This window comes from Luteimonas sp. A649 (assembly GCF_054072735.1).
Genome location: NZ_JBSVRQ010000001.1, coordinates 1,978,358 through 1,997,316, shown reverse-complemented (window position 1 = coordinate 1,997,316; position 18,959 = coordinate 1,978,358). Strand labels below are relative to the sequence as shown.

The 18,959-nt window shown below is 69.7% G+C and carries 18 protein-coding genes and 1 pseudogene; 4 read left to right on the top strand and 15 right to left on the bottom strand.

From position 1 onward, the window contains the following. Nucleotides 1-3 precede the first annotated feature (3 nt). Together ACW5E8_RS09190 and ACW5E8_RS09185 are read right to left on the bottom strand one after the other, a co-directional pair. Nucleotides 4-741, bottom strand: coding sequence for a TerC family protein (locus tag ACW5E8_RS09190; protein ID WP_456965141.1), 738 nt, complete (start codon nt 739-741; stop codon nt 4-6). A 46-nt stretch (nt 742-787) separates the two neighbouring features. Then, entirely contained in the window at nt 788-1,168 is a 381-nt protein-coding gene (locus ACW5E8_RS09185) for a diacylglycerol kinase (RefSeq protein ID WP_456965140.1), read from the bottom strand. A 106-nt stretch (nt 1,169-1,274) separates the two neighbouring features. Between ACW5E8_RS09185 and ACW5E8_RS09180 the strand changes: the two genes are divergently transcribed. Together ACW5E8_RS09180 and ACW5E8_RS09175 are read left to right on the top strand one after the other, a co-directional pair. After that, nucleotides 1,275-2,021, top strand: coding sequence for an SGNH/GDSL hydrolase family protein (locus ACW5E8_RS09180; RefSeq protein ID WP_456965139.1), 747 nt, complete (start codon nt 1,275-1,277; stop codon nt 2,019-2,021). A gap of 130 nt (nt 2,022-2,151) precedes the next feature. After that, nucleotides 2,152-2,706, top strand: a complete 555-nt coding sequence (locus ACW5E8_RS09175) for a hypothetical protein (RefSeq protein WP_456965138.1) — start codon at nt 2,152-2,154, stop codon at nt 2,704-2,706. Between the two features lie 298 nt (nt 2,707-3,004). Here the strand turns inward: ACW5E8_RS09175 and ACW5E8_RS09170 are convergent, their stop codons facing one another. From ACW5E8_RS09170 to nudE, 10 genes are all read right to left on the bottom strand, one after another. After that, on the bottom strand, nt 3,005-3,652 hold the full coding sequence (locus tag ACW5E8_RS09170; protein ID WP_456965137.1) for a LysM peptidoglycan-binding domain-containing protein: 648 nt from the start codon (nt 3,650-3,652) through the stop codon (nt 3,005-3,007). A 109-nt stretch (nt 3,653-3,761) separates the two neighbouring features. Continuing rightward, nucleotides 3,762-4,994, bottom strand: coding sequence for an ABC transporter permease (locus ACW5E8_RS09165; RefSeq protein ID WP_456965136.1), 1,233 nt, complete (start codon nt 4,992-4,994; stop codon nt 3,762-3,764). Beyond that, nucleotides 4,991-5,695: an ABC transporter ATP-binding protein gene (locus ACW5E8_RS09160; RefSeq protein ID WP_456965135.1), complete on the bottom strand. Its 705-nt coding sequence runs from the start codon at nt 5,693-5,695 to the stop codon at nt 4,991-4,993. The genes ACW5E8_RS09165 and ACW5E8_RS09160 overlap by 4 nt, the downstream gene beginning before the upstream one ends. Beyond that, nucleotides 5,692-7,191 carry an efflux RND transporter periplasmic adaptor subunit gene (locus ACW5E8_RS09155; protein ID WP_456965134.1) on the bottom strand — a complete coding sequence of 500 codons (1,500 nt, stop codon included), beginning with the start codon at nt 7,189-7,191 and terminating at the stop codon, nt 5,692-5,694. Before ACW5E8_RS09155 ends, ACW5E8_RS09160 begins: the two co-directional genes overlap by 4 nt. Before the next feature lie 63 nt (nt 7,192-7,254). Beyond that, nucleotides 7,255-8,559, bottom strand: coding sequence for a sensor histidine kinase (locus tag ACW5E8_RS09150; RefSeq protein ID WP_456965133.1), 1,305 nt, complete (start codon nt 8,557-8,559; stop codon nt 7,255-7,257). Between the two features lie 21 nt (nt 8,560-8,580). Then, entirely contained in the window at nt 8,581-9,294 is a 714-nt protein-coding gene (locus ACW5E8_RS09145) for a response regulator transcription factor (protein WP_132985343.1), read from the bottom strand. 70 nt (nt 9,295-9,364) lie between these two features. Next, complete coding sequence (locus tag ACW5E8_RS09140) at nt 9,365-9,667, bottom strand: Mpo1-like protein (protein ID WP_456965132.1); 303 nt, start codon at nt 9,665-9,667, stop codon at nt 9,365-9,367. 38 nt (nt 9,668-9,705) lie between these two features. Beyond that, the gene (mazG, locus tag ACW5E8_RS09135) at nt 9,706-10,542 is read right to left on the bottom strand and encodes a nucleoside triphosphate pyrophosphohydrolase (RefSeq protein ID WP_456965283.1); all 837 of its coding nucleotides are present in this window, start codon (nt 10,540-10,542) and stop codon (nt 9,706-9,708) included. A 197-nt stretch (nt 10,543-10,739) separates the two neighbouring features. Continuing rightward, a complete protein-coding gene (gene cysQ, locus ACW5E8_RS09130) occupies nt 10,740-11,534 on the bottom strand; it encodes a 3'(2'),5'-bisphosphate nucleotidase CysQ (RefSeq protein WP_456965131.1) in 795 nt (264 codons plus the stop codon). Beyond that, nucleotides 11,521-12,075, bottom strand: a complete 555-nt coding sequence (gene nudE / locus ACW5E8_RS09125) for an ADP compounds hydrolase NudE (protein ID WP_456965129.1) — start codon at nt 12,073-12,075, stop codon at nt 11,521-11,523. The genes cysQ and nudE overlap by 14 nt, the downstream gene beginning before the upstream one ends. A gap of 38 nt (nt 12,076-12,113) precedes the next feature. Here nudE and bioA point away from each other — a divergent pair, with 38 nt between their 5' ends. Then, entirely contained in the window at nt 12,114-13,523 is a 1,410-nt protein-coding gene (bioA, locus tag ACW5E8_RS09120; RefSeq protein ID WP_456965128.1) for an adenosylmethionine--8-amino-7-oxononanoate transaminase, read from the top strand. A gap of 348 nt (nt 13,524-13,871) precedes the next feature. Continuing rightward, the gene (locus ACW5E8_RS09115; RefSeq protein WP_456965127.1) at nt 13,872-14,609 is read left to right on the top strand and encodes a 16S rRNA (uracil(1498)-N(3))-methyltransferase; all 738 of its coding nucleotides are present in this window, start codon (nt 13,872-13,874) and stop codon (nt 14,607-14,609) included. A gap of 12 nt (nt 14,610-14,621) precedes the next feature. Here the strand turns inward: ACW5E8_RS09115 and ACW5E8_RS09110 are convergent, their stop codons facing one another. From ACW5E8_RS09110 to ACW5E8_RS09100, 3 genes and pseudogenes are all read right to left on the bottom strand, one after another. Then, nucleotides 14,622-15,110, bottom strand: a complete 489-nt coding sequence (locus tag ACW5E8_RS09110; RefSeq protein WP_456965126.1) for a chemotaxis protein CheW — start codon at nt 15,108-15,110, stop codon at nt 14,622-14,624. 10 nt (nt 15,111-15,120) lie between these two features. Next, nucleotides 15,121-16,662 carry a chemotaxis protein CheB gene (locus ACW5E8_RS09105; RefSeq protein WP_456965125.1) on the bottom strand — a complete coding sequence of 514 codons (1,542 nt, stop codon included), beginning with the start codon at nt 16,660-16,662 and terminating at the stop codon, nt 15,121-15,123. Next, nucleotides 16,655-18,949: pseudogene (locus tag ACW5E8_RS09100) on the bottom strand (response regulator); the annotation flags it as partial. The gene ACW5E8_RS09105 and the pseudogene ACW5E8_RS09100, both read right to left, overlap by 8 nt. Between the last annotated feature and the right edge of the window lie 10 nt (nt 18,950-18,959).

The following is an 18,959-nucleotide window of genomic DNA, read 5'->3' as shown; positions in this document are numbered from 1 at the left end:
CGGTCACTCGCGGGCCACGCCGGCCAGCGCGCGGCGCTTGGCCCAGAGGTTCAGGCCCTCGACGAAGGCCGAGAAGGCCATCGAACCGTAGATGTAGCCGCGCGGGATGTGCAGGTCGAAGCCCTCGGTGAGGAGGTAGGCGCCGATCAGCACGATGAAGGCCAGGGCCAGCATCTTCACCGTCGGGTTGTTGTCGATGAACTTGCCCAGCGGCTGCGCCGCCAGCAGCATCACGCCGACCGCGATCAGGATCGCCGCGACCATCACCGGGACGTAGTCGCCGGCCATGCCGACGGCCGCGATCACGGAGTCGAGCGAGAACACGATGTCGATCACCGCGATCTGCGCGATCACCATGCCGAATGACGCAGCCGCCTTGCCGGTGCCGTCCATGTCCTCGTGTTCGCCGGTCACCAGCGAGCGGATTTCCATCGCGCCCTTCACGATCAGGAACAGGCCGCCGAGGACCAGCACCAGGTCACGGACCGAGATCCCCTGCCCGAAGAGCACGAACAGGTCGGCGGTCAACCCGGCCAGCCAGGCCAGCGTGAGCAGCAGGCCCAGGCGCGTGATGCAAGCCACGGCGATGCCGAACTTGCGCGCGAACTCGCGGCGCTCGGCGGGGAGCCGGCTGACCGCGATCGAAATGAACACCAGGTTGTCGATGCCGAGCACGATTTCGATCGTGGCCAGCGTGACCAGCAGGATCCATACCTGCGGGTCGGTTATGAGTTCGATCATTGCTTGCTTGTCCTTCGGGAATCGATTGCCGTGCAGCGCACGGAGTTCATGGCAGTCGTGGCAGCAGCAGCGCGCCCCACACCAGCAATACGTTGAGCATCAGCACGAAGACCGCTGCAGAGCCCATGTCCTTGGCGCGGCCGGCGAGCTCGTGGTGTTCGTCGCCATAGCGGGCGATGACCGCTTCGACCGCTGAATTCAGGAGTTCCACGGCCAGCACCAGCAGCAGGCACCCTACGAGCAGCGCGCGCTCGACGCCGTCCTGGCCCAGCCACAGGCCCAGCGGCGCCAGCAATGCGAACAGATAGACCTCGAGCCGGAACGACGACTCGTGGAGCCAGGCCGCGCGCAGGCCCTGGAGCGACCAGAGGGTCGCCTTCAGCATGCGTGCCGGGCTGCGGGGCAGGTGTCCGGTCTCGTCGGCCATAAGCGCGCAATTTTGCCACAAGGCGGCGCGCGCGACCGGGTCTTCCCCGGATTGCGTCCGTGGCCGGGCGCTGCTCCACTGGTCCCAGGCCGTTTCCGGTGCAGGCATGCCCACCACCATCACTCTCGCCCCCTTATCGAACCGCCTCCGCGCCGCAGCCCGCGCGGCGGCTGGCCTTGCGGCCGCGGCCGTGCTGCTGGCGGCCTGCGCCACCGCGCCCTCGTCCCCACCCTGGCAGCCGCCGCCGGGCCTGGATCCGGTTTCCACGCCCGACTGGGAGGCCGACATGGCGCGGTTCGCGGCGGAGGACGTGCTGCATCCGCCGCCACGGCGCCCGGTGGTATTCGCCGGTAGTTCATCGTTCAGGATGTGGCCGTCGCTGTCGCGGGATTTCCCCGGCATCCCGGTGCGCAACCGGGGCTTTGGCGGCGCCCAGGTCCGCGACCTCGCCTGGCATGCGGACGCCGTCGCCATCCAGTACCAGCCGCGCGTGGTGCTGCTGTACGCCGGCGACAACGACATCGACGCCGGCCGCAGCCCCGGGCAGGTGCTGGCCGACACGCAGGTCTTAGTCACGCGCCTGCGCGCGGCCCTGCCGCGGGCCACCCTCGCCTGGGTCTCGATCAAGCCCAGCCCCGCGCGCATCGATCAGCTGCCGGCACAGCGCGAGGCCAACGCGCTGGTCGAAACCTGGCTGCGCCAGCAGCCCGGCACGGCCTACATCGATGTCACCACGCCCATGCTCGATGACGCGGGCCGCCCACGCGAGGCGCTTTTCATCGCCGACCGCCTGCACATGAATGCCGCGGGTTATGCCGTCTGGCGCGAAGCCATCGTGCCGTGGCTACGCTGACCAGCGTTCACCCGACGCGCAGGCCCAGGCTGCCACGATGCAGGCGTCACGCAACCGCACCAGGAATCCGCGCATGCGCAGACCCGCTGCTATCCTCGGATCGATCGCCGTACTCGCCTCCGGAGTCGCAATGAATCCTTCGTTCGCACAGGCCACGCCGCAATCCATGCGGCCGGGTGATGCCGGCTACGACGCCATGCTCGAAGCCGCCACCGGACCGCTGCGTGCCGCCCTCGACGGAAAGGTTGAGCTCGACGTCGAACGCATGGATCGCCTCGGCAGCTGGGCCTTCGTGCTCGGCACCATGCGCGCACCCGGGGGCGGCCGGCCGGATCTTTCCGGCACGCGGTTCGCCGAAGCTTCGGCGCAGGGCGCGATGTCCGACGTGTACGTGGTCCTGCTCCGGCACGAACAGGACGCCAGCCTTGCCGACGAAGGCGAGGCCGTCGATGCCACGGGCGATGGCGATGCGGCTGCCGATGCCGATGCCGATGCCGACGCTGCCGCCTCTGCCGCCCCTGCAGCAGCAGCGGCGCGCGACCAGAGGGGCGACTCGACGGGTGCCGATGGCGTCCCCTTCGGCGGCACCTGGCGCGTGCTCGACCACGCCATCGGGCCGGGCGACGTGGCCTGGCTCGACTGGCCGCAGGCGCATGCCGCACCGAGGGCGCTGTTCGGCTTCTGATGCTTTTGGGTGGTGGCGGGGCTGAGGACGCATGGGGTACTCCGCCGGCTGAGCACGTGGTGCTCTTTATGCGGGCTGCGTACCCCATGCGCCCTCAGTCCGACCGCTGCGGCGAGCTTGCGCGGCGCTGCGCGCCGCGGTGGCCGCCGGAGCACGCGCTCGGCTCTTGCCATCCCGCCAGCGCGCGTCGGCGCCTGGATGGCGGGGTGGTTGGGTACGCAGCGCGCATAAAGAGCAGCGCAACTGCTCAGCGCGCGGAGTACCCAATCACTCCGCCACGCAGGCGGCGAGCGCCCCCTCAGCCCGGCGGGGTGATGATTTCGTAGTTCCCCGACGCACCGCCCCAGCTGACGCGCTGCGAACCGTCGGCGTTGACGTTGTTGGAACCGATGAACTTCGGCTGCCCGCCCTCGAAGCCCGCGAACAGCACCACGTGCGACTGCCCGTCGCGCTGCATCAGCACCACGTCGCCGGGCCGGGCGTCGGCCAGCGAGACCGTCTTCCACCCGTCGCCCTTCAGGTTGCTCGCCAGGTTGTCTACCGAGGCACTCGCCTGGCTGCCATCGATCAGCCCCGCCTTCTGCAGGCAGGCTGAAACGAAGTTCGCGCAGTTGACGTTGTTCGGCACCCAGCTCTGCATCGGCAGCTCGTCGCTGTGCTTGAGCTCGCCGGCGTTGCGGCCGATGAACTGCTCGGCGATCGCGGCAGCGCTGTTGCCGCTGACGCCGGTGCCAGACGCGACACCCCCGCTGGCCGAGACGCCGCTGGCGCCGCCGCCACCCGCACCGCCCGACGTCCCGCTGATGTTCAGCGTGTCGCCGGCGTAGATCAGGTCTGCGTCCTTGATCTGCGAGTTGGCGTCCATCAGCGCGTTGACGGTGGTCCCGTAGCGCTGCGCGATCTGCGAAAGCGTGTCGCCCGAGGCGATGTTGTGGATGGCGGTCATGTCGCGTCTCCGGTCCGCTGCGCGGCGCGTTGCAATGGAGACAGTCTCCGCGCGCCCCCGGTGGCCGCCAACCCCGGGCCGGTCCCTATGGGGGCGACCCGAGGTCGGGTTACTGCCGCAGCGCTTCGATCGGATCCAGCGTCGACGCCTTGCGCGCCGGGTAGTAGCCGAAGAACAGGCCCGTCGCCACCGAGAAGCCGGCCGCGAGCGCCACGATCTGGCCGTTGAGCACCACCGGCAGGTTGCCGAAACGGCCGACCAGCAGCGCCCCGGCGATGCCGATCACGATGCCCAGCGCACCGCCGACCAGCGACAGCAGCATGGCCTCGGCGAGGAACTGGCGACGCACGTCCGACGGCCCGGCGCCCACCGCCATGCGCAGGCCGATCTCGCGGATGCGCTCGGTCACCGACACCAGCATGATGTTCATGATGCCGATGCCGCCGACGATCAGCGAGATCGTCGCCACCGCGCCGAGCAGCAGCGACATCAACCGCGTGGTCGCGGTGCGCGTGGCCACGATCTCGGAGATGTTGCGCACGGTGAAGTCGTCGTCGTCGCCGGGGCCGATGCGGTGACGCTGGCGCAGCAGCGATTCCACCTCGCCCTGCACGTAGCCGAGATCGTCCGCGTTCGAGACGGTCAACGCGACCTGCATGACTGCCCCCGGCGGCAATCCGATCGAGCCCAGCAGCCGGCGGCGGGCCGTCTGCAGCGGCACCATCATCACGTCGTCCTGGTCCTGGCCCCAACCGCCCTGCCCCTTCGGCGCAAGCGTGCCGACGACCACGAAGGGCACGCGGCCCAGGCGCACCGTCTGCCCGATCGCCGGTTCGTCGCCGAACAGTTCGCGGCGCACGGTCTCGCCGAGGATCACTTCCTTGGCCGCACCGCCGTAGTCCTGCGCGTCGAAGGCCTCGCCCTCGACGATGGTCCAGCCATTGATGTCGAAGTAGTCCGGCTGCACGCCCTGCCAGCGACTCGACCAGTTGTTCTCGGCATAGACCACCTGGCTGCTGCCGTTCAAGGAGCCGGACACGAACTGCACTTCCGGGATGTCGCTGCGGATCGCTTCGACGTCGCCTTCGGTCAGGGTGTAGAAGCTCGACGCGCTCATGCGCACGCCACCCGGACCGCGGCGCGAGCCGGGCGAGATGTCCAGGCGCTGCGACCCCAGGCCGGAGACCATCTTGTCGATCTCCGACTGCGTGCCCTGGCCCACCGAGACCATCACGATCACCGCGGCGATGCCGATGATCACGCCGAGCGAGGTGAGCACGCTGCGCATCCAGTTGCCACGCAGGGCATGGATCGCGGTGCGGATGACGTCGCTGAATTTCATCGCGCCGCCTCCGCGTGCTCGGGATGCAGTTCGCCGTCGCGGATCACGTAGGTGCGGTCGGCGTGCGCCGCGACCTCGGCGTCATGCGTGATCAGGACCACGGTGTGGCCTTCGTCGCGCAGGCGCTTGAACAGTGCCAGGATTTCCTCGCCGGTCTTCGAGTCAAGCGCGCCGGTGGGTTCGTCGGCCAGCAGCAGCGGCGGCCGGTTGACCAGCGCACGCGCGATCGCCACGCGCTGCTGCTGGCCGCCGGACAGTTCATTGGGCCGGTGCCCCGTGCGCCCGCCCAGCCCGACGGCTTCAAGCACTTCGGTGGCCATGCGCGCGCGCTCCTCCGGGGGCACGCGGGCGTAGCTCAGCGGCATCGCAACGTTCTCCAGCGCGCTCATCCGCGGCAGCAGGTGGAAGCCCTGGAACACGAAGCCGATCTTCTCGCGGCGCAGCGCCGCAAGCTCTTCGGCATCGAGGGTCGACACATCCACGCCGTCGCAGTGATAGCTGCCCGAGCTCGGTGTATCCAGGCAGCCGACCAGGTTCATCAGCGTCGACTTGCCCGAACCCGAGGGCCCCATGATCGCGACAAAGGAGCCGTGCTCGATGCGCAGGTCCACATCCTTCAGCGCCACCACCTCGGCCTCTGAGCCGGCCGAGTAGACCTTGCCCAGGGCGCGCGTCTCGATGATCGGGACGGCGGTGCTCATCGCGCGGCGCGCTCGCCCGTGACCAGCACATCGCCGGCCTGGAGCCCGCCCGAGACTTCGGTGGCGGTGCCGTCGGTCGCTCCGACGCGGACCATCACCGGCTCCGGCTTGCCACCCGACAGCCTGTACACGGTCGCGCGGGTCGCACCGACCAGGCTCGCCACCGCGGCGTCCCAGCGCTGCGCCTGGCCGTCGTCGAGGCTGGCACGGAAGGCCGCGAAATCGTCCCGGTAGCGTTGCAGCATGCGCTGGCGGATCTGCGATGCCATCGCGCCCGAGGGCGCACCGCCACCGCGCGACCCGCCGAACATCGGGCCACCCGCGGGCCCGCCGCCGGCAGGCGCCGCTGCTTCGCGGGCCTGCTGGCGGGCCTGGATCGCGGCGATGGCCTCGTCGAATGCGGCCTGCTGCTGTGCCGCGAGGCCGAGCGCGCCTGCCTCGCGGCGAAGGTCGTCGGTGACGCCGTTTCGCGCGCCCCCACGCGCCGCGGCCGGGACCGCGCCCCCGGCGCTGGTGGGCTTGTAGCGCAGCGCGGCGTTGGACACCTTGAGCACGTCGTCGCGGCGGCTGACCTCGATCTCCGCGTTCACCGTCAGGCCGGGCAGTAGCGTGCCGTCGCCGTTGTCCACGGTCACGACCACGGGGTAGGTCACCACGTTGCTGGTATTGGTGGCGCTCAGCCGCACCTGGTCGACCACGCCGCGGAACTGGCGGTCGGCAAAGGCATCGGCGGTGAAGCTCACGGCCTGCCCCGCCTGGACCTGGCCGATATCGGCCTCGTCCACGGCGAGCTCGATCTTCATCTTCGACAGGTCCTCGGCGATGGTGAACAGCTCCGGCGCCTGCAGGCTCGCGGCCACCGTCTGCCCGGGCTCGATGGTGCGGGTGAGCACCACGCCGTCCACGGGCGAGCGGATCACGGTGCGCTCGAGGTTGATGCGCGTGGTCTGCGTGGACGCGGTCTGCTGGTTGATCTGCGCCTGCGCGGACGCCACCTGCGCGCGCGCCTGGTCGAGCGCCGCGCGCGCCAGATCGACGTCGCTGCGCGCGACCAGCTGGCGCTCGCCCAGCTCGGTCTTGCGCCTGTGGTCGAGTTCGGCGTTGCGAAGCGCCGCCTGCGCCTGTGCAAGGCTCGCGCGGGCGCTCGCGATCTGCGCCGAGCCCTGCTCGATCTGCGCCTGGTAGCTGCTCGGGTCGATGCGGGCGAGCACCTGGCCCTGCTCGACCTTGTCGTTGAAGTCGACCAGCACGTCGGTCACCTGGCCCGAGATCTGGCTGCCCACGACCACGGTCGAGATCGCGCTCAGGGTGCCGGTGGCGGAGATCGCGACGCGGATGTCGCCCTGCTCGACCTCGACGGTGCGCCAGGTCCCGGCATCGGCGGATGCGTTGCGCTGGCTGAAATACCAGGCGCCCGCGCCGATGGCGAAGACGGTGATGACGGCGATGGCGAGGATCTTGCGGGGGCGCTGGGCGCGCTTGGGTCGGTGGCTCATTCGCTGCGGGATCCGGCTGGGGTCGTGAAGGCTAACGCACCAGCATGGCAGGCGTTGACCGGCTCAGGTCTCCCGGCTCGGCTGGAAGCGGAGGATGACGTCGGTACCCTTCCCGGGCGTGCTGTCGATATCCACCGACCAGCCGAAGCGACCGGCCAGCCGCCGCACGACGGCCAGCCCCAATCCGCGCCCGCCGACGTACTGGTCGGCGCGGTAGAACGGCTCGAACGCGCGCTCGAGCACATCGCGCTCCATGCCCACGCCGGTATCGCGCACTTCGATGCGATCCGGTTCCACGACCACTTCGATGGTGCCTTCCGAGGTGAACGTGCAGGCGTTGCGCACCAGCTGCTCCACGATGACCGCCAACGCCCGCCGCGAGCCGCGCAGACGCGGAGCGCCATGCTCCAGCAGCGTCAGGCGCACGGCCGGAGGACCGGCTTGTTCGCGGAGCAGCGTCGCGCCGACCGCGACCGCCTCGATCACCACGTCCAGCGCGTCGAACTCCTCGATGCTGCCCGGTTCGTCCTCCCGCGCCAGGATCAGCAGCGCGTCGACCACCGCCTCCATGTCGCGCGCGGCCACCTGCACGCGGTCCAGCGAACGCTGCATGCGCGGCGGCAATTCGGGATCCCGACGCAACATATCGGCGGCCACGCTGACTACGGTCAATGGCGTCCGCAGCTCGTGGCTGGCCTCGCGGGTGAAATCGCGTTCGCGCTGGATGAAGGCCTGTGTCCTCTCCGCCAGGCCCTTGAGCGCGCCGCCCAGCAGGCGCACCTCGCTGCCCACGTCGCCCGGCAATCGCCCCGGATCGATGGCGTCGAGATCGGGACGCCGCGGATCCCAGCGTGACACCTCGCCCGCCATCGTGGTCACGGGCAACACCATGCTGCGCGCGATGCGATAGCTCAGCCAGCTGACCGTCGCGATTGCGAGCACGGCCAGCACGGACGCGATGAGTACCGACCAGCGTCCCACGTTGTCCATCAGCCGGAACGCGATCTGGAGGTAGAGGCGCCCGCCCGGCCCATCCTCGACGAGCAGCCGCTGCGACGCCCCCGTCGGGTTCAGCCGGTACACGCCGGGCCCCATCGCCACGTACTCCGCCGGGACCCCCACGGCCGTGGGGTCGCTTCCCGTCGGCACGAAATAGCCGTGCACCGACGACGTCCACGGCGGCGGATAGGCAGGATCCTTCGCCTTCTCATCCCAGAACCGGGCCGCCTCCGCGCGCACCCATTGCGTGGACAGCACGCCGCGCGCGAACACCGTGGATACGTACAGGCAGGCGACCACCGCCAGGATCGCCAGCATTGCCTGCAGCAGGAATACCCTGCGCAGCTTGTGCGGCAGGCCATCTGGCATTGCGATGTCCCCGCCTCCGCGTCAGGCCGGCGGCTGTTCGATGTCCGCGATGCGGTAGCCCGCACTCTGCACGGTGTGCAGCAGGGGCTTGTCGAACGGCTTGTCGATGGTCTTGCGCAGGTTATAGAGGTGGCTGCGCAGCGTGTCGGAGTCGGGAAGGCTGTTGCCCCAGATCTCGCGCTCGATCTCCTGGCGGTTCACCACGCGTGGCGACTCGCGCATGAGGATGGTGAGCAGCTTCAGGCCGATCGGCGAGAGCTGCAGCTCGGTACCCGAGCGCGTGGCGCGCAGGCTGGCCGGGTCGAGCACCAGGTCGGCGACCTTCAACACCTCCGAGCCCACCTGCCGGCGTTCGCGCCGGATCAGCGCGCGCAGGCGTGCCTCGAGTTCCTGCACCGCGAAGGGTTTGACGAGGTAGTCGTCGGCGCCGGCGCCGAGGCCGGTGAGCTTTTCGTCCAGGGTGTCGCGCGCAGTGAGCATGAGCACGGGGGTCGACTTGCGTGCTTCCTCGCGCAGGCGCTTGCAGACCTCGATGCCGTCCAGGCGCGGGAGCATCAGGTCGAGCACGACCACGTCATAGTTGTTTTCGCTGGCGAGGCGATAGCCGTCCAGGCCATCGGCGGCATAGTCGACCTCGAAGCCACGGCCCTCGAGGTACTCCCCCACCATCTCCGAAATATTGCGGTTGTCCTCGACGATCAGGACAAGGCCACCGGGTTCCTGCGATCCACGCATACAGTTCTCTCCACGGACGTCTTCAGCTTTGTGAAATGTGCCGTGGAACGAGTCTAGGCCACGTGAAGGCTCAGAACGGGATCCGGCCGGTGAGGATGTCCTTGAACATCACCCAGTCCCCCACGAATGAGTAGAGTGGATGGCGAAACGTGGCCGGCCGGTTCTTCTCGAAGAAAAAGTGGCCGACCCAGGCGAAGGCATAGCCACACACCACCGCCGCGAGCAGCCACCACGCGTTGGCGCGGGCAACGGCCGTGGCAGCGAAGGCCAGCGCGCCGCAGCTGCCTACGAAGTGCAGGCGCCGCGACATGCGATCGCTGTGCTCGCCAAGGTAGAACGGATAGAACTCGCGGAAGCTTGCGAAGCGGGCCATGGGACGGCTCCTGGTGCGGCCTGTGCCGGCATCATGCCTCAGTCGCTGGCATCACGCCCTGTGTCGGACGCGGCCAGCCGTTCGGCGTCCTTCGCACGCGTCCAGTACGCGTCCTGCGCCCGGAGCGGCTGCCCGGCAAGCTGCCTGCCTTCGGACGCGGCCAGCGCTTCCATGGTGCGGAAGCGGCGCTCGAACTTGTGGTTGGCGCGGCGCAGCGCGGCACCGACATCGACCTTCGCGTGGCGCGCGAGATTGGCCGCCACGAAGAGCAGGTCCCCGAGCTCTGTCTCCAGTCGGTCACGGGCAGCCGCATCATCCGGCGCGGTGGCGACCGCATCGAACTCCACGCGGACCTCTTCCAGCTCTTCCTCGAGCTTGGCCATCACCGGCGCGGGCCCGGGCCAGTCGAACCCCACGCGCGCGGCGCGGTCCTGCAGCTTCACCGCCCGCTGCCACTCCGGCAGCCCGCGGGCGATGCCGGCCAGCGCGGAATCGTCGCCATCTCCTGCCGCCGCGCGCTCGGCACGCTTGATCTGCTCCCAACTCGTGTGCACCGCTTCAGCATCCTCGCGGTCTTCATCGCCGAATACGTGCGGATGCCGTCGCTCCATCTTGTCCGAGATCGCGCGGGCCACGTCCCCAAACGCGAACTCGCCGGCCTCGCTGGACATCTGCGCGTGGAACACCACCTGCAGCAGCAGATCGCCCAACTCTTCGCGCAGCCCATCCATGTCGCCGCGGTCGATCGCATCGGCCACCTCGTAGGCCTCCTCGATCGTGTACGGCGCAATCGTCGAGAAGTCCTGCGCCAGATCCCACGGGCATCCGCGCTCCGGGTCGCGAAGCCGCGCCATGATCGCCAACAACCGCTGCATTTCATGGACTTGTTCGGACACTTCGGGACTCCAGGGAAAGCTCTTTTTTGCCACGGATTGACGCGGATGACGCGGATCTGGCCGAGGCGAGTTTGTGGGGAAAATCCCTGTTTGAGGGAAATGCGGGAGCAGCGCGTGGTGATCGAACTGGACTCGGCCAATCCGCGTGATCCGCGTCAATCCGTGGCAAAGCGCTCTTAGACCCAATCCCGCCACGGCAGCGCCGGATCGCCCAGCGCAACGAAGTCGCCATTGAGGATCGTGTCGCGCTGGTTGTAGCGGAAGGGACGGCCGCGCAGGTCCAGCACGCAGCCGCCGGCGGCTTCAAGGATGGCCTGGCCGGCAGCGGTGTCCCATTCGCTGGTGGGGCCCAGGCGCGGGTAGGCGTCCATGCCGCCTTCGGCGAGCAGGCAGAACTTGAGCGAGGAGCCCAGGCCGATCGATTCGTGTTCGCCGATACGCTGCAGCATCGCCGCGGTGCGGGCGTCGAGGTGGGAGCGGCTTGCGGCCACGCGCAGCGGCGCGGTGGCCGGGCGACGGGTTGCGATGGCGCGCTCGACGCCGCCGTCGCGGCGGAAGGCGCCCTGCCCCGGCACGCCGTGCCAGACGGCACCGCCCACGGGCACCTGGATCACGCCGAACACCGGCACGCCATCGTCCACCAGCGCGATGTTGACGGTGAATTCGCCGTTGCCCTTCAGGAACTCGCGGGTGCCATCAAGCGGATCGACCAGCCAGAAGCGCGACCAGCCACGGCGCTGCTGCAGCGGCACCATGTGCGCGGACTCTTCGGACAGCACGGGGATGTCAGGCGTCAGCAGCGCCAGGCCGTCCACGATGCAGCGGTGCGCGGCCATGTCGGCAGCGGTGACCGGACTGGCGTCGGCCTTGGCGCGCACTGCGATGTCGTCACCGTGCACGGCCATGATCGCGGCGCCGGCCTCGCGGGCGATCGCGATCACGCCTTCGCGCACGACCTCAACCAGTGACATGGTGCTGCAGCCAGTCGCGAGCGATGAAGAGCGCCGCGATCGAACGGCCCTCGGAGAAGTCCTCGCGCAGGATCAGCTCGTGCAGGCGATCAAGCCGCCACGGCACCACTTCCAGCTCCTCCGGCTCGTCGCCCGGCAGACGCTCGGGATACAGGTCGCGGGCGATCACGAGGTGGGTGGAATGGCTCATGTAGGTCGGCGCCAGCGTCAGGCTGCGCAGCACGTCGATCCGGCGCGCGCCGTAGCCGGCCTCCTCCTTGAGTTCGCGGTCGGCCGCCTCGGCCGGGGTCTCACCGGCGTCGATACGGCCTTTCACCAAGCCAAGCTCATAGCGATGCACGCCGGCGGCGTACTCGCGCACCAGCAGCACCGTCTCGTCGTCGATCAGGGGCACCACCACCACCGCGCCGTGGCCGTGGCCGTGCAGGCGCTCGTAGCGCCGGCGCTCGCCGTTGGAGAACTCCAGGTCCATGCGTTCGAGCCGGTAGGGGCCGGCGTCGGACTCGGTGATGCCGTGGATGATCGGCAGGCGGCGGCTCATGCGCGCGCCCTCGCTGCCCGAGGGGCGATAATGCTGCGATGTCCGACAAGTCTTTCCACGATCCCGCCATTCTAGCCGAGGGCGAAAGCTGGCGATCCCGCGACCTGGCCGTGCTCTGGCACCCCTGCACCCAGATGCGAGAGCACCCCGACACGCTGCCGCTCCTGACCGTTGCCCGCGGCGATGGGGCCTGGCTGGTCGGCCACGACGGGCGCCGCACGCTGGACGCGGTGAGCAGCTGGTGGACCAACATCCACGGTCACGCCGAGCCGCGCATCGCCGAGGCCATCGCGCGCCAGGCGCGCACCCTGGAGCACGTGATCCTCGCCGGCGCTACGCACGAGACGGCGATCGAGCTGGCCGAACGCCTGCTAGCGATCGCCCCGCGCCAGCCCGGCCGCGACCCGCTGGCCAAGGTGTTCTACGCCGACAACGGATCGGCCGGCGTCGAGGTCGCGTTGAAGATGGCCTTCCAGTGGTACCGCAACCGCGGCGACGAGCCCCGGCGCACGAAGTTCGTCGCGCTCGCCAACGGCTACCACGGAGAGACCATCGGTGCACTGTCGGTCGGCGACATCCCGCTGTACCGCCGCGTCTACGCACCGCTGCTGATGGAGGCGATGTTCACGCCCTCCCCCGATGCCTGGCACGCGCGTCCCGGCCAGTCGGATGCCGACTGCGCCGAGGAAGCCGCCGACGCGCTGGCGCGCCTGCTTGATGAACACCCGGGCGAGGTCTGCGCGCTGATCCTGGAACCGCGCCTGCAGTGCGCCGGGGGCATGCGCATGCACCATCCGGTGTACCTGAAGCGCGCGCGCGAGCTGTGCGACGTGCACGGCGTGTTCCTGATCGCCGACGAGATCGCGACCGGCTTCGGCCGCACCGGTACCATGTTCGCCTTCGAGCAGGCCGGCGTGATGCCGGACCTGATGTGCATGTCCAAGGGCCTGACCGGTGGCTTCCTGCCACTGGCCGCGGTGCTGGCCACGCAGTCGATCTACGACGGCTTCCTCGACGACTCGCGCGACCGCGCCTTCCTGCATTCGCACAGCTACACCGGCAACCCGCTGGCCTGCGCCGCCGCCTTGGCTTCGCTCGACATCTTCGAATCCGACGACATCATCGCCCGCAACCAGGTCACGGCCGCGAAGATGTCCGCCGCCGCCGCGCCGCTCGCCGACCTGCCGCACGTGGCCCAGGTGCGCCAGGCCGGCATGGTGCTCGCGTTCGAACTGACGCGCGACGGTGACCGCAGCACGCCTTTCGACGCCGCCGACAAGATCGGCCTGCGCGCCTACCGCGCCGCCCTCGATCACGGCGTGATGCTGCGCCCGCTGGGCGACATCCTCTACTGGATGCCGCCCTACTGCATCGACGACGACCAGCTGGCGCTGCTGGCCGACGCCACGCGGGTGGCGATCGAGGCGGCGACCGGGAGAGCGGTTTAACAACGGATTTACGCGGACAGGTGCGGATTTGCACGGATAGAGCAAAGGCTTTTCGGCCACGGATTTGCGCGGATGGACGCGGATGGAGCAATAGGGCAGTAGAGAAACAGAGCAAAAGCTTGGCCACGGATCTGCGCGAATCACGCGGATCTGGCCAAGGCCAGTCCAAAGACCGCGCGCTGCTCGCTGCATTTTCTCAAACGAGTTCTTCGCAACAAACTTGCCTCGGCCAGATCCGCGTCATCCGCGTCAATCCGTGGCAAAAAAATGCTCTTCCGCTTCTTCCGCTCTATCCGTGTAAATCCGCACCTGTCCGCGTAAATCCGTGGCTAAAAAAGGGGATCCCCCATGCGACTCACCCGCGCCCACATCGAAGCGCCCCTGACCGTCGGCGCGCGTCTCGCGCTGCCTGAGGGCGCGGCGGCGCACCTGTTGCGCGTGCTGCGCCTGGATGTCGGCGACGCCTGCGTCCTGTTCAACGGCGACGGGTTCGATTACGGGGCTCGGGTCACGGCCGCCGGCAAGCGCGGGGGCGAGGTGGAGATCCTGGCCGCGCATGCCGTCGACAATGAATCCGCGCTCCGCATCCTGCTGCTGCAGGGCGTGGCGCGCGGCGAGAGGATGGACTGGATCCTGCAGAAGGCGACCGAGCTCGGCGTGGCCGCCTTCGTGCCCGTGAACAGCGAGCGCAGCGAGGTGCGCCTGGATGCCGCGCGCGCCGCAAAGCGGCTGGCGCACTGGCAGGGCGTGGTCGGTTCGGCCTGCGCGCAGAGCGGTCGCGCCGTGGTGCCCGCGGTGTCGACACCGATGTCGCTTGCAGACGCCGTGGCAGGGCTGCCGGCTGACGCGCTACGGCTCACCCTGGATCCCACCGCCGACGCCGCCGTGCGCGGGCTGGCGCATCCTGGTGGTCGTAGCGTGGTGATCGCGATCGGTCCCGAGGGCGGCTGGTCGCCGCGCGACCGCTCGGTGTTGGCTGACGGCGGCTTCAGCGGCCTGCGCCTGGGGCCGCGGATCCTGCGTACGGAAACCGCCGGCATCGCCGCGATCAGCGCATTGCAGGCCGCGTTCGGCGACCTGGCCTGAAGCGCTTCCCGGTCAGGCGGCCAGCGCGTCGCGGATGGCGGTTTCGATCGCGTCCACGTCCGGGAGCAACGCCGCTTCGTCGTTGAGCAGCACGCGCATCAGCACGCCCAGCGGCAGAATCGCGGCCTCGCCATCGACATCGCCCTCGCCGGCATCGGGCACCAGCGCATCGCGCGGCACCGTGACCAGGCGCGGGAAGCCCTTGGTCAGCAGCGCGACGTAAGGCAGCCGGCTGTCGCCGCCCAGTGCCTTGAGCACCACCACCTTGCTTCCCAGGCCGCCGACTTCGTCGGCGATGCCCGCAAGGCGCGAGAACGAGGCCAGCGGGAGCTGCCAGCCGCGCCAGCGGATGCGGCCAAGCAGCCAGTCCGGCGCGCCGGCCACGGCTTCGGGCTCGGCGTACGACAGCACTTCGGCGATGGTGGCGTTGGGCAGCAGCAGGCGCGCGCCTTCGACCTGGATCAGGACACCGCGGATGTCCTGGATGGCGGGGGAGTTCATGGGCAGGTCCTCATGCGGGCCAACGGTCGAGCAGCGCCGTCGCCAAGTCGCCCGGCTGGGCGGCATCTGCGCCGCGCCCGACCAGCGCGCCGACCGCGGTGCTGTCGTAGCAGCTGTCGGGGGCCTGTGCCAGCACCAGCGCACCCGCCGTGGCCAGGGCCATCGCCTCGTCCACGCGGGCAACCTGGGCGCCGCTCAGGAAGATGACGGCACTGTCCGCTGCAGGCAGTGCGCCGTAGCTGTCGCCATCGTCTTCCGCCGTCGCGAACACCATCCGCGCACGATCCTGGACCACGACGGTGTCGGGTGCCAGGAAGTAGACGGTGCCGGGTTCGGCGGAGCCGCCGGGCTCGGCCAGGGCCACCGGAAGCGAGGTTGCGCGCTGCATCTGCTGGACCAGGCGCTCGTAGCGCCCGCCGTCGAGCTGGAGCCGCACCAGTACCGCCCGCGCGAAGCCCGCATCGAGGCCGCCGATCAGCTGGCGGACGGCGTCCGGCCCGCCGAGACCCGCTTCCACCACCACCGCGCCGCGCAGCACGCCGTGGCCGTAGCTGTCGGGGTCGGCCAGCGACAGTCCGTCGAGCCTGGACGCGAGGGCATCCAGGTCGATCGCCGGCGCATCGGGCGCGCGGGTGGCGATGGGCGCATCGTCGTCGGCCAGCGACAGTCCGTCGCCGAGCGAGAGCGGGTCGATGGCCGGCGGTGCATCGTCTTCGCCGCCGGCCACGACGGCCGCATCGTCATCGGCTACGCCGCCGGGCACGTCGCCGGCACTCCATTCGTCCGAGATATCGAGCTCGAAGGCGTCACTGACCGACGCGGCGTCCGCGTCAACCGCCTCAGCACCATCGATACCGGCGGCAGCGTGCATGTCATCCGCGCCGGCGTTCAGCGACCGGGCCTCGTCGGCGCTGGCGATGAGCCGGACCAGGTCCGGATCCTCGGCCAAGGGGGCCTCGTAGGCCTCCGATGACGACGACCAGTCCATGTCTTCCACGGAGACCAGTCCCGCGAATCCCGCCGCTGGCGCATCCGCTTCCCCAGCCAGCGGCGGATCAAAGGCTTCGGCACGCGGCACTTCCGCGGCCAGGTCATGCGCGGCCCCGGTCAGTGCGCCGATATCGACGCTGGCCGGATCGAACTCGCGCTCCGGGAGCGGGCCGGGCGCCGGATGGATGGCGTCGTCGGCATCCGCACCCGGGGGCAGCACGTCTTCGTGGCCGTTGAGCTTGGCGGCGAGGTGCCGCACCCAGCGCGCGGCGTCCCAGCCATCACGCTGCGCGGCGACTTCGGCCTCGTCGAACATCACCAGCACGCCGGGGTCCGACAGCAGGCTGTCGTAGCGCTCCAGCGAATCCTCGATCGACGGCTCCAGCGCCACCAGCACCGCGGCAGGTGCGAGCGCGATGGCGGCGGCGGAATCGCCATCGACCGGGTCGACCGCGGCCACCAGCTCGGCGCCGGCCTCCGCCAACGCGGCTTCCAGGCGCTGCCTGGCCTCGCCGGCGCGCGCAAGGAGCAGCACCCGCACCGTGGCGCCCTGCTCAGCCATCACGCTGCAGCTTCAGCAGATCGTGGACGTTGCGCAGCAACTCGTTCTCCTGGTACGGCTTGCCGAGGTAGCGCTCGACACCGATCTCGAAGGCGCGTTGGCGATGCTTCTCGCCGGTACGCGAAGTAATCATGATGATCGGCACGTTGCGCAGGCGCGGGTCGGCCTTCATCGCGGTCGCGAGTTCGTAACCGTCCATGCGCGGCATCTCGATGTCGAGCAGCATCAGGTCGGGCACGCGCTCGACCATGCGCTCAAGCGCGTCGATGCCGTCCTTCGCGGTCCCGACCTCGAAGTTGTGGCGCTCGAGCACGCGGCCGGTGACCTTGCGCATGGTGATCGAGTCGTCGACCACCATGACCAGGGGCACGCGGCGCTGGTCGGGCATTTCCACCGGCGTCGCATCGCGCGGCCGGGCGACCTGCTGGCGGCGCACGAGCGGCGCGATGTCGAGGATCACGACCACGCTGCCGTCGCCCATGATGGTCGCGCCGAAGATGCCCGGCACCGATGCCACCTGCGGACCCACCGGCTTCACCACGATCTCGCGGTTGCCGACGATCTGGTCGACCGCCACCGCCACCCGGAGTTCACCCGAGCGGATCAGCAGCAGCGGCATCTGCATGTGGCCCTCGGCGCGTGCAGCCGCGTGGCCGACCAGGCCGCCGAGGTCGTGCACCGTGTAGTCCTCGCCGCCGTAGGCATAGCTGGCGCCGGGCCGGTCGAACTCTTCGCGCGAGAGGCGGCCCACGCCGCGGACCGATGCGATCGGCACCGCGAAGCTGGTATCGCCGATCTTGACGAAGACCGCCTGCGTGACCGCAAGCGTCTGCGGCAGGCGCATGGTGAACGTCGTGCCCTTGCCACGCGTGCTGGCGATGTCGAGCGCGCCGCCGAGCTGGCGGACTTCGCTGGCCACCACGTCCATGCCGACGCCGCGGCCGGCCAGGCGGCTGACCTCATCGGCGGTCGAGAAGCCGGGCTGGAAGATCAGGCTGTCGAGGTCGCTGTCGATCAGCGCCGCATCGTCGCGGATCAGGCCGCGCTCGATGCCGCGGCGGCGGATCGCCTCGCGGTCGAGGCCGTTGCCGTCGTCGGCCACTTCCAGCACGACTTCCGAACCTTCGCGGCGCACCGAGATGCGCACCGTGCCCTCGTCGGCCTTGCCCGCGTCGCGACGCTTGCCGGGCTTCTCGAGGCCATGGGCCACGGCATTGCGCAGCATGTGCTCCAGCGGCGCGGTCATGCGCTCGAGCACGTTGCGGTCGAGCTCGCCCTGGGCGCCGTCGAGCTTGAGCTGTGCGTGCTTGCCGGTTTCCGATGCGGCCTGGCGGACCACGCGACGCAGGCGCGGTACCAGCGAGTCGAAGGGCACCATGCGCGTGCGCATGAGGCCTTCCTGCAGGTCGGAGCTGACCCGCGACTGCTGCAGCAGCAGGGTTTCGTACTGGCGGGTCAGGTCGTCGAGGGTCCCCTGCAGGCTGGACAGGTCGGCCGCGGACTCGCCGAGCGCGCGCGAGAGCTGCTGCAAGGTGGAGAAACGGTCGAGTTCGAGCGGGTCGAAGGTGGGATCGGCGGAGTCCTGCTCGCGCTGGTAGCGGGCGATGATCTGCGCTTCGGTCTCGATGTCGAGGCGACGGAGCTGGTCGCGCAGACGCATGTTCGTCTGCTCCATCTCGCCCATGGCGCCGCGGAACGCGCCAAGCTGCTGTTCCAGGCGGGCGCGGTAGATCGCGACCTCGCCGGCGTAGTTGACCAGGCGGTCGAGCAGGTCGGCGCGGATGCGCACCTGCTCCTGGGGCGCACGGATGGTGATGTCATCGTCGTCGCCGGCAAGCATGACATCGCCCATGGGCGCGGTGAGCGGCGGCAGCACCACGGCCGGGGCCGGCATGCGCGAACCCGCGGGGGCGCCGCTTTCGGCCGAGAGTTCCTCGCCGCGGGCACGGGCGTCAAAAGCGTCGATCAGGCCCTGCGACGGGCTGATCGCACGACCCTCGCCAACGCGCGTGACCATCGCATGCAGGCGGTCGAAGCCGCGCTCGAGCAGCGGCACGTCGTTGCGTGCGAGGTCGAAGCGCTGCTCGGACACCGCCTCGAGCAGCGATTCCATCGAATGGCCAAGTTCGCCGATGGCGAACACGCCGGCCATGCGCGCACCGCCCTTGAGCGTGTGCAGGTCGCGCTGGAGGCCCATCAACGACTCGCGATCATCGGCCGATTCACGCAGTCTGGCGAGCAGGCCGTCCGAGTGGTCGAGCAGGTCGCGGCCTTCCTCGACGAAGATTTCGACCAGT

Excerpts from the sequence above, each read along its gene's own strand:
- ACW5E8_RS09190 (WP_456965141.1), bottom strand. The coding sequence starts at position 741 with ATGATCGAACTCATAACCGACCCGCAGGTATGGATCCTGCTGGTCACG.
- ACW5E8_RS09185 (WP_456965140.1), bottom strand. The coding sequence starts at position 1,168 with ATGGCCGACGAGACCGGACACCTGCCCCGCAGCCCGGCACGCATGCTG.
- ACW5E8_RS09180 (WP_456965139.1), top strand. The coding sequence starts at position 1,275 with ATGCCCACCACCATCACTCTCGCCCCCTTATCGAACCGCCTCCGCGCC.
- ACW5E8_RS09175 (WP_456965138.1), top strand. The coding sequence starts at position 2,152 with ATGAATCCTTCGTTCGCACAGGCCACGCCGCAATCCATGCGGCCGGGT.
- ACW5E8_RS09170 (WP_456965137.1), bottom strand. The coding sequence starts at position 3,652 with ATGACCGCCATCCACAACATCGCCTCGGGCGACACGCTTTCGCAGATC.
- ACW5E8_RS09165 (WP_456965136.1), bottom strand. The coding sequence starts at position 4,994 with ATGAAATTCAGCGACGTCATCCGCACCGCGATCCATGCCCTGCGTGGC.
- ACW5E8_RS09160 (WP_456965135.1), bottom strand. The coding sequence starts at position 5,695 with ATGAGCACCGCCGTCCCGATCATCGAGACGCGCGCCCTGGGCAAGGTC.
- ACW5E8_RS09155 (WP_456965134.1), bottom strand. The coding sequence starts at position 7,191 with ATGAGCCACCGACCCAAGCGCGCCCAGCGCCCCCGCAAGATCCTCGCC.
- ACW5E8_RS09150 (WP_456965133.1), bottom strand. The coding sequence starts at position 8,559 with ATGCCAGATGGCCTGCCGCACAAGCTGCGCAGGGTATTCCTGCTGCAG.
- ACW5E8_RS09145 (WP_132985343.1), bottom strand. The coding sequence starts at position 9,294 with ATGCGTGGATCGCAGGAACCCGGTGGCCTTGTCCTGATCGTCGAGGAC.
- ACW5E8_RS09140 (WP_456965132.1), bottom strand. The coding sequence starts at position 9,667 with ATGGCCCGCTTCGCAAGCTTCCGCGAGTTCTATCCGTTCTACCTTGGC.
- mazG (WP_456965283.1), bottom strand. The coding sequence starts at position 10,542 with ATGCAGCGGTTGTTGGCGATCATGGCGCGGCTTCGCGACCCGGAGCGC.
- cysQ (WP_456965131.1), bottom strand. The coding sequence starts at position 11,534 with ATGTCACTGGTTGAGGTCGTGCGCGAAGGCGTGATCGCGATCGCCCGC.
- nudE (WP_456965129.1), bottom strand. The coding sequence starts at position 12,075 with ATGAGCCGCCGCCTGCCGATCATCCACGGCATCACCGAGTCCGACGCC.
- bioA (WP_456965128.1), top strand. The coding sequence starts at position 12,114 with ATGTCCGACAAGTCTTTCCACGATCCCGCCATTCTAGCCGAGGGCGAA.
- ACW5E8_RS09115 (WP_456965127.1), top strand. The coding sequence starts at position 13,872 with ATGCGACTCACCCGCGCCCACATCGAAGCGCCCCTGACCGTCGGCGCG.
- ACW5E8_RS09110 (WP_456965126.1), bottom strand. The coding sequence starts at position 15,110 with ATGAACTCCCCCGCCATCCAGGACATCCGCGGTGTCCTGATCCAGGTC.
- ACW5E8_RS09105 (WP_456965125.1), bottom strand. The coding sequence starts at position 16,662 with ATGGCTGAGCAGGGCGCCACGGTGCGGGTGCTGCTCCTTGCGCGCGCC.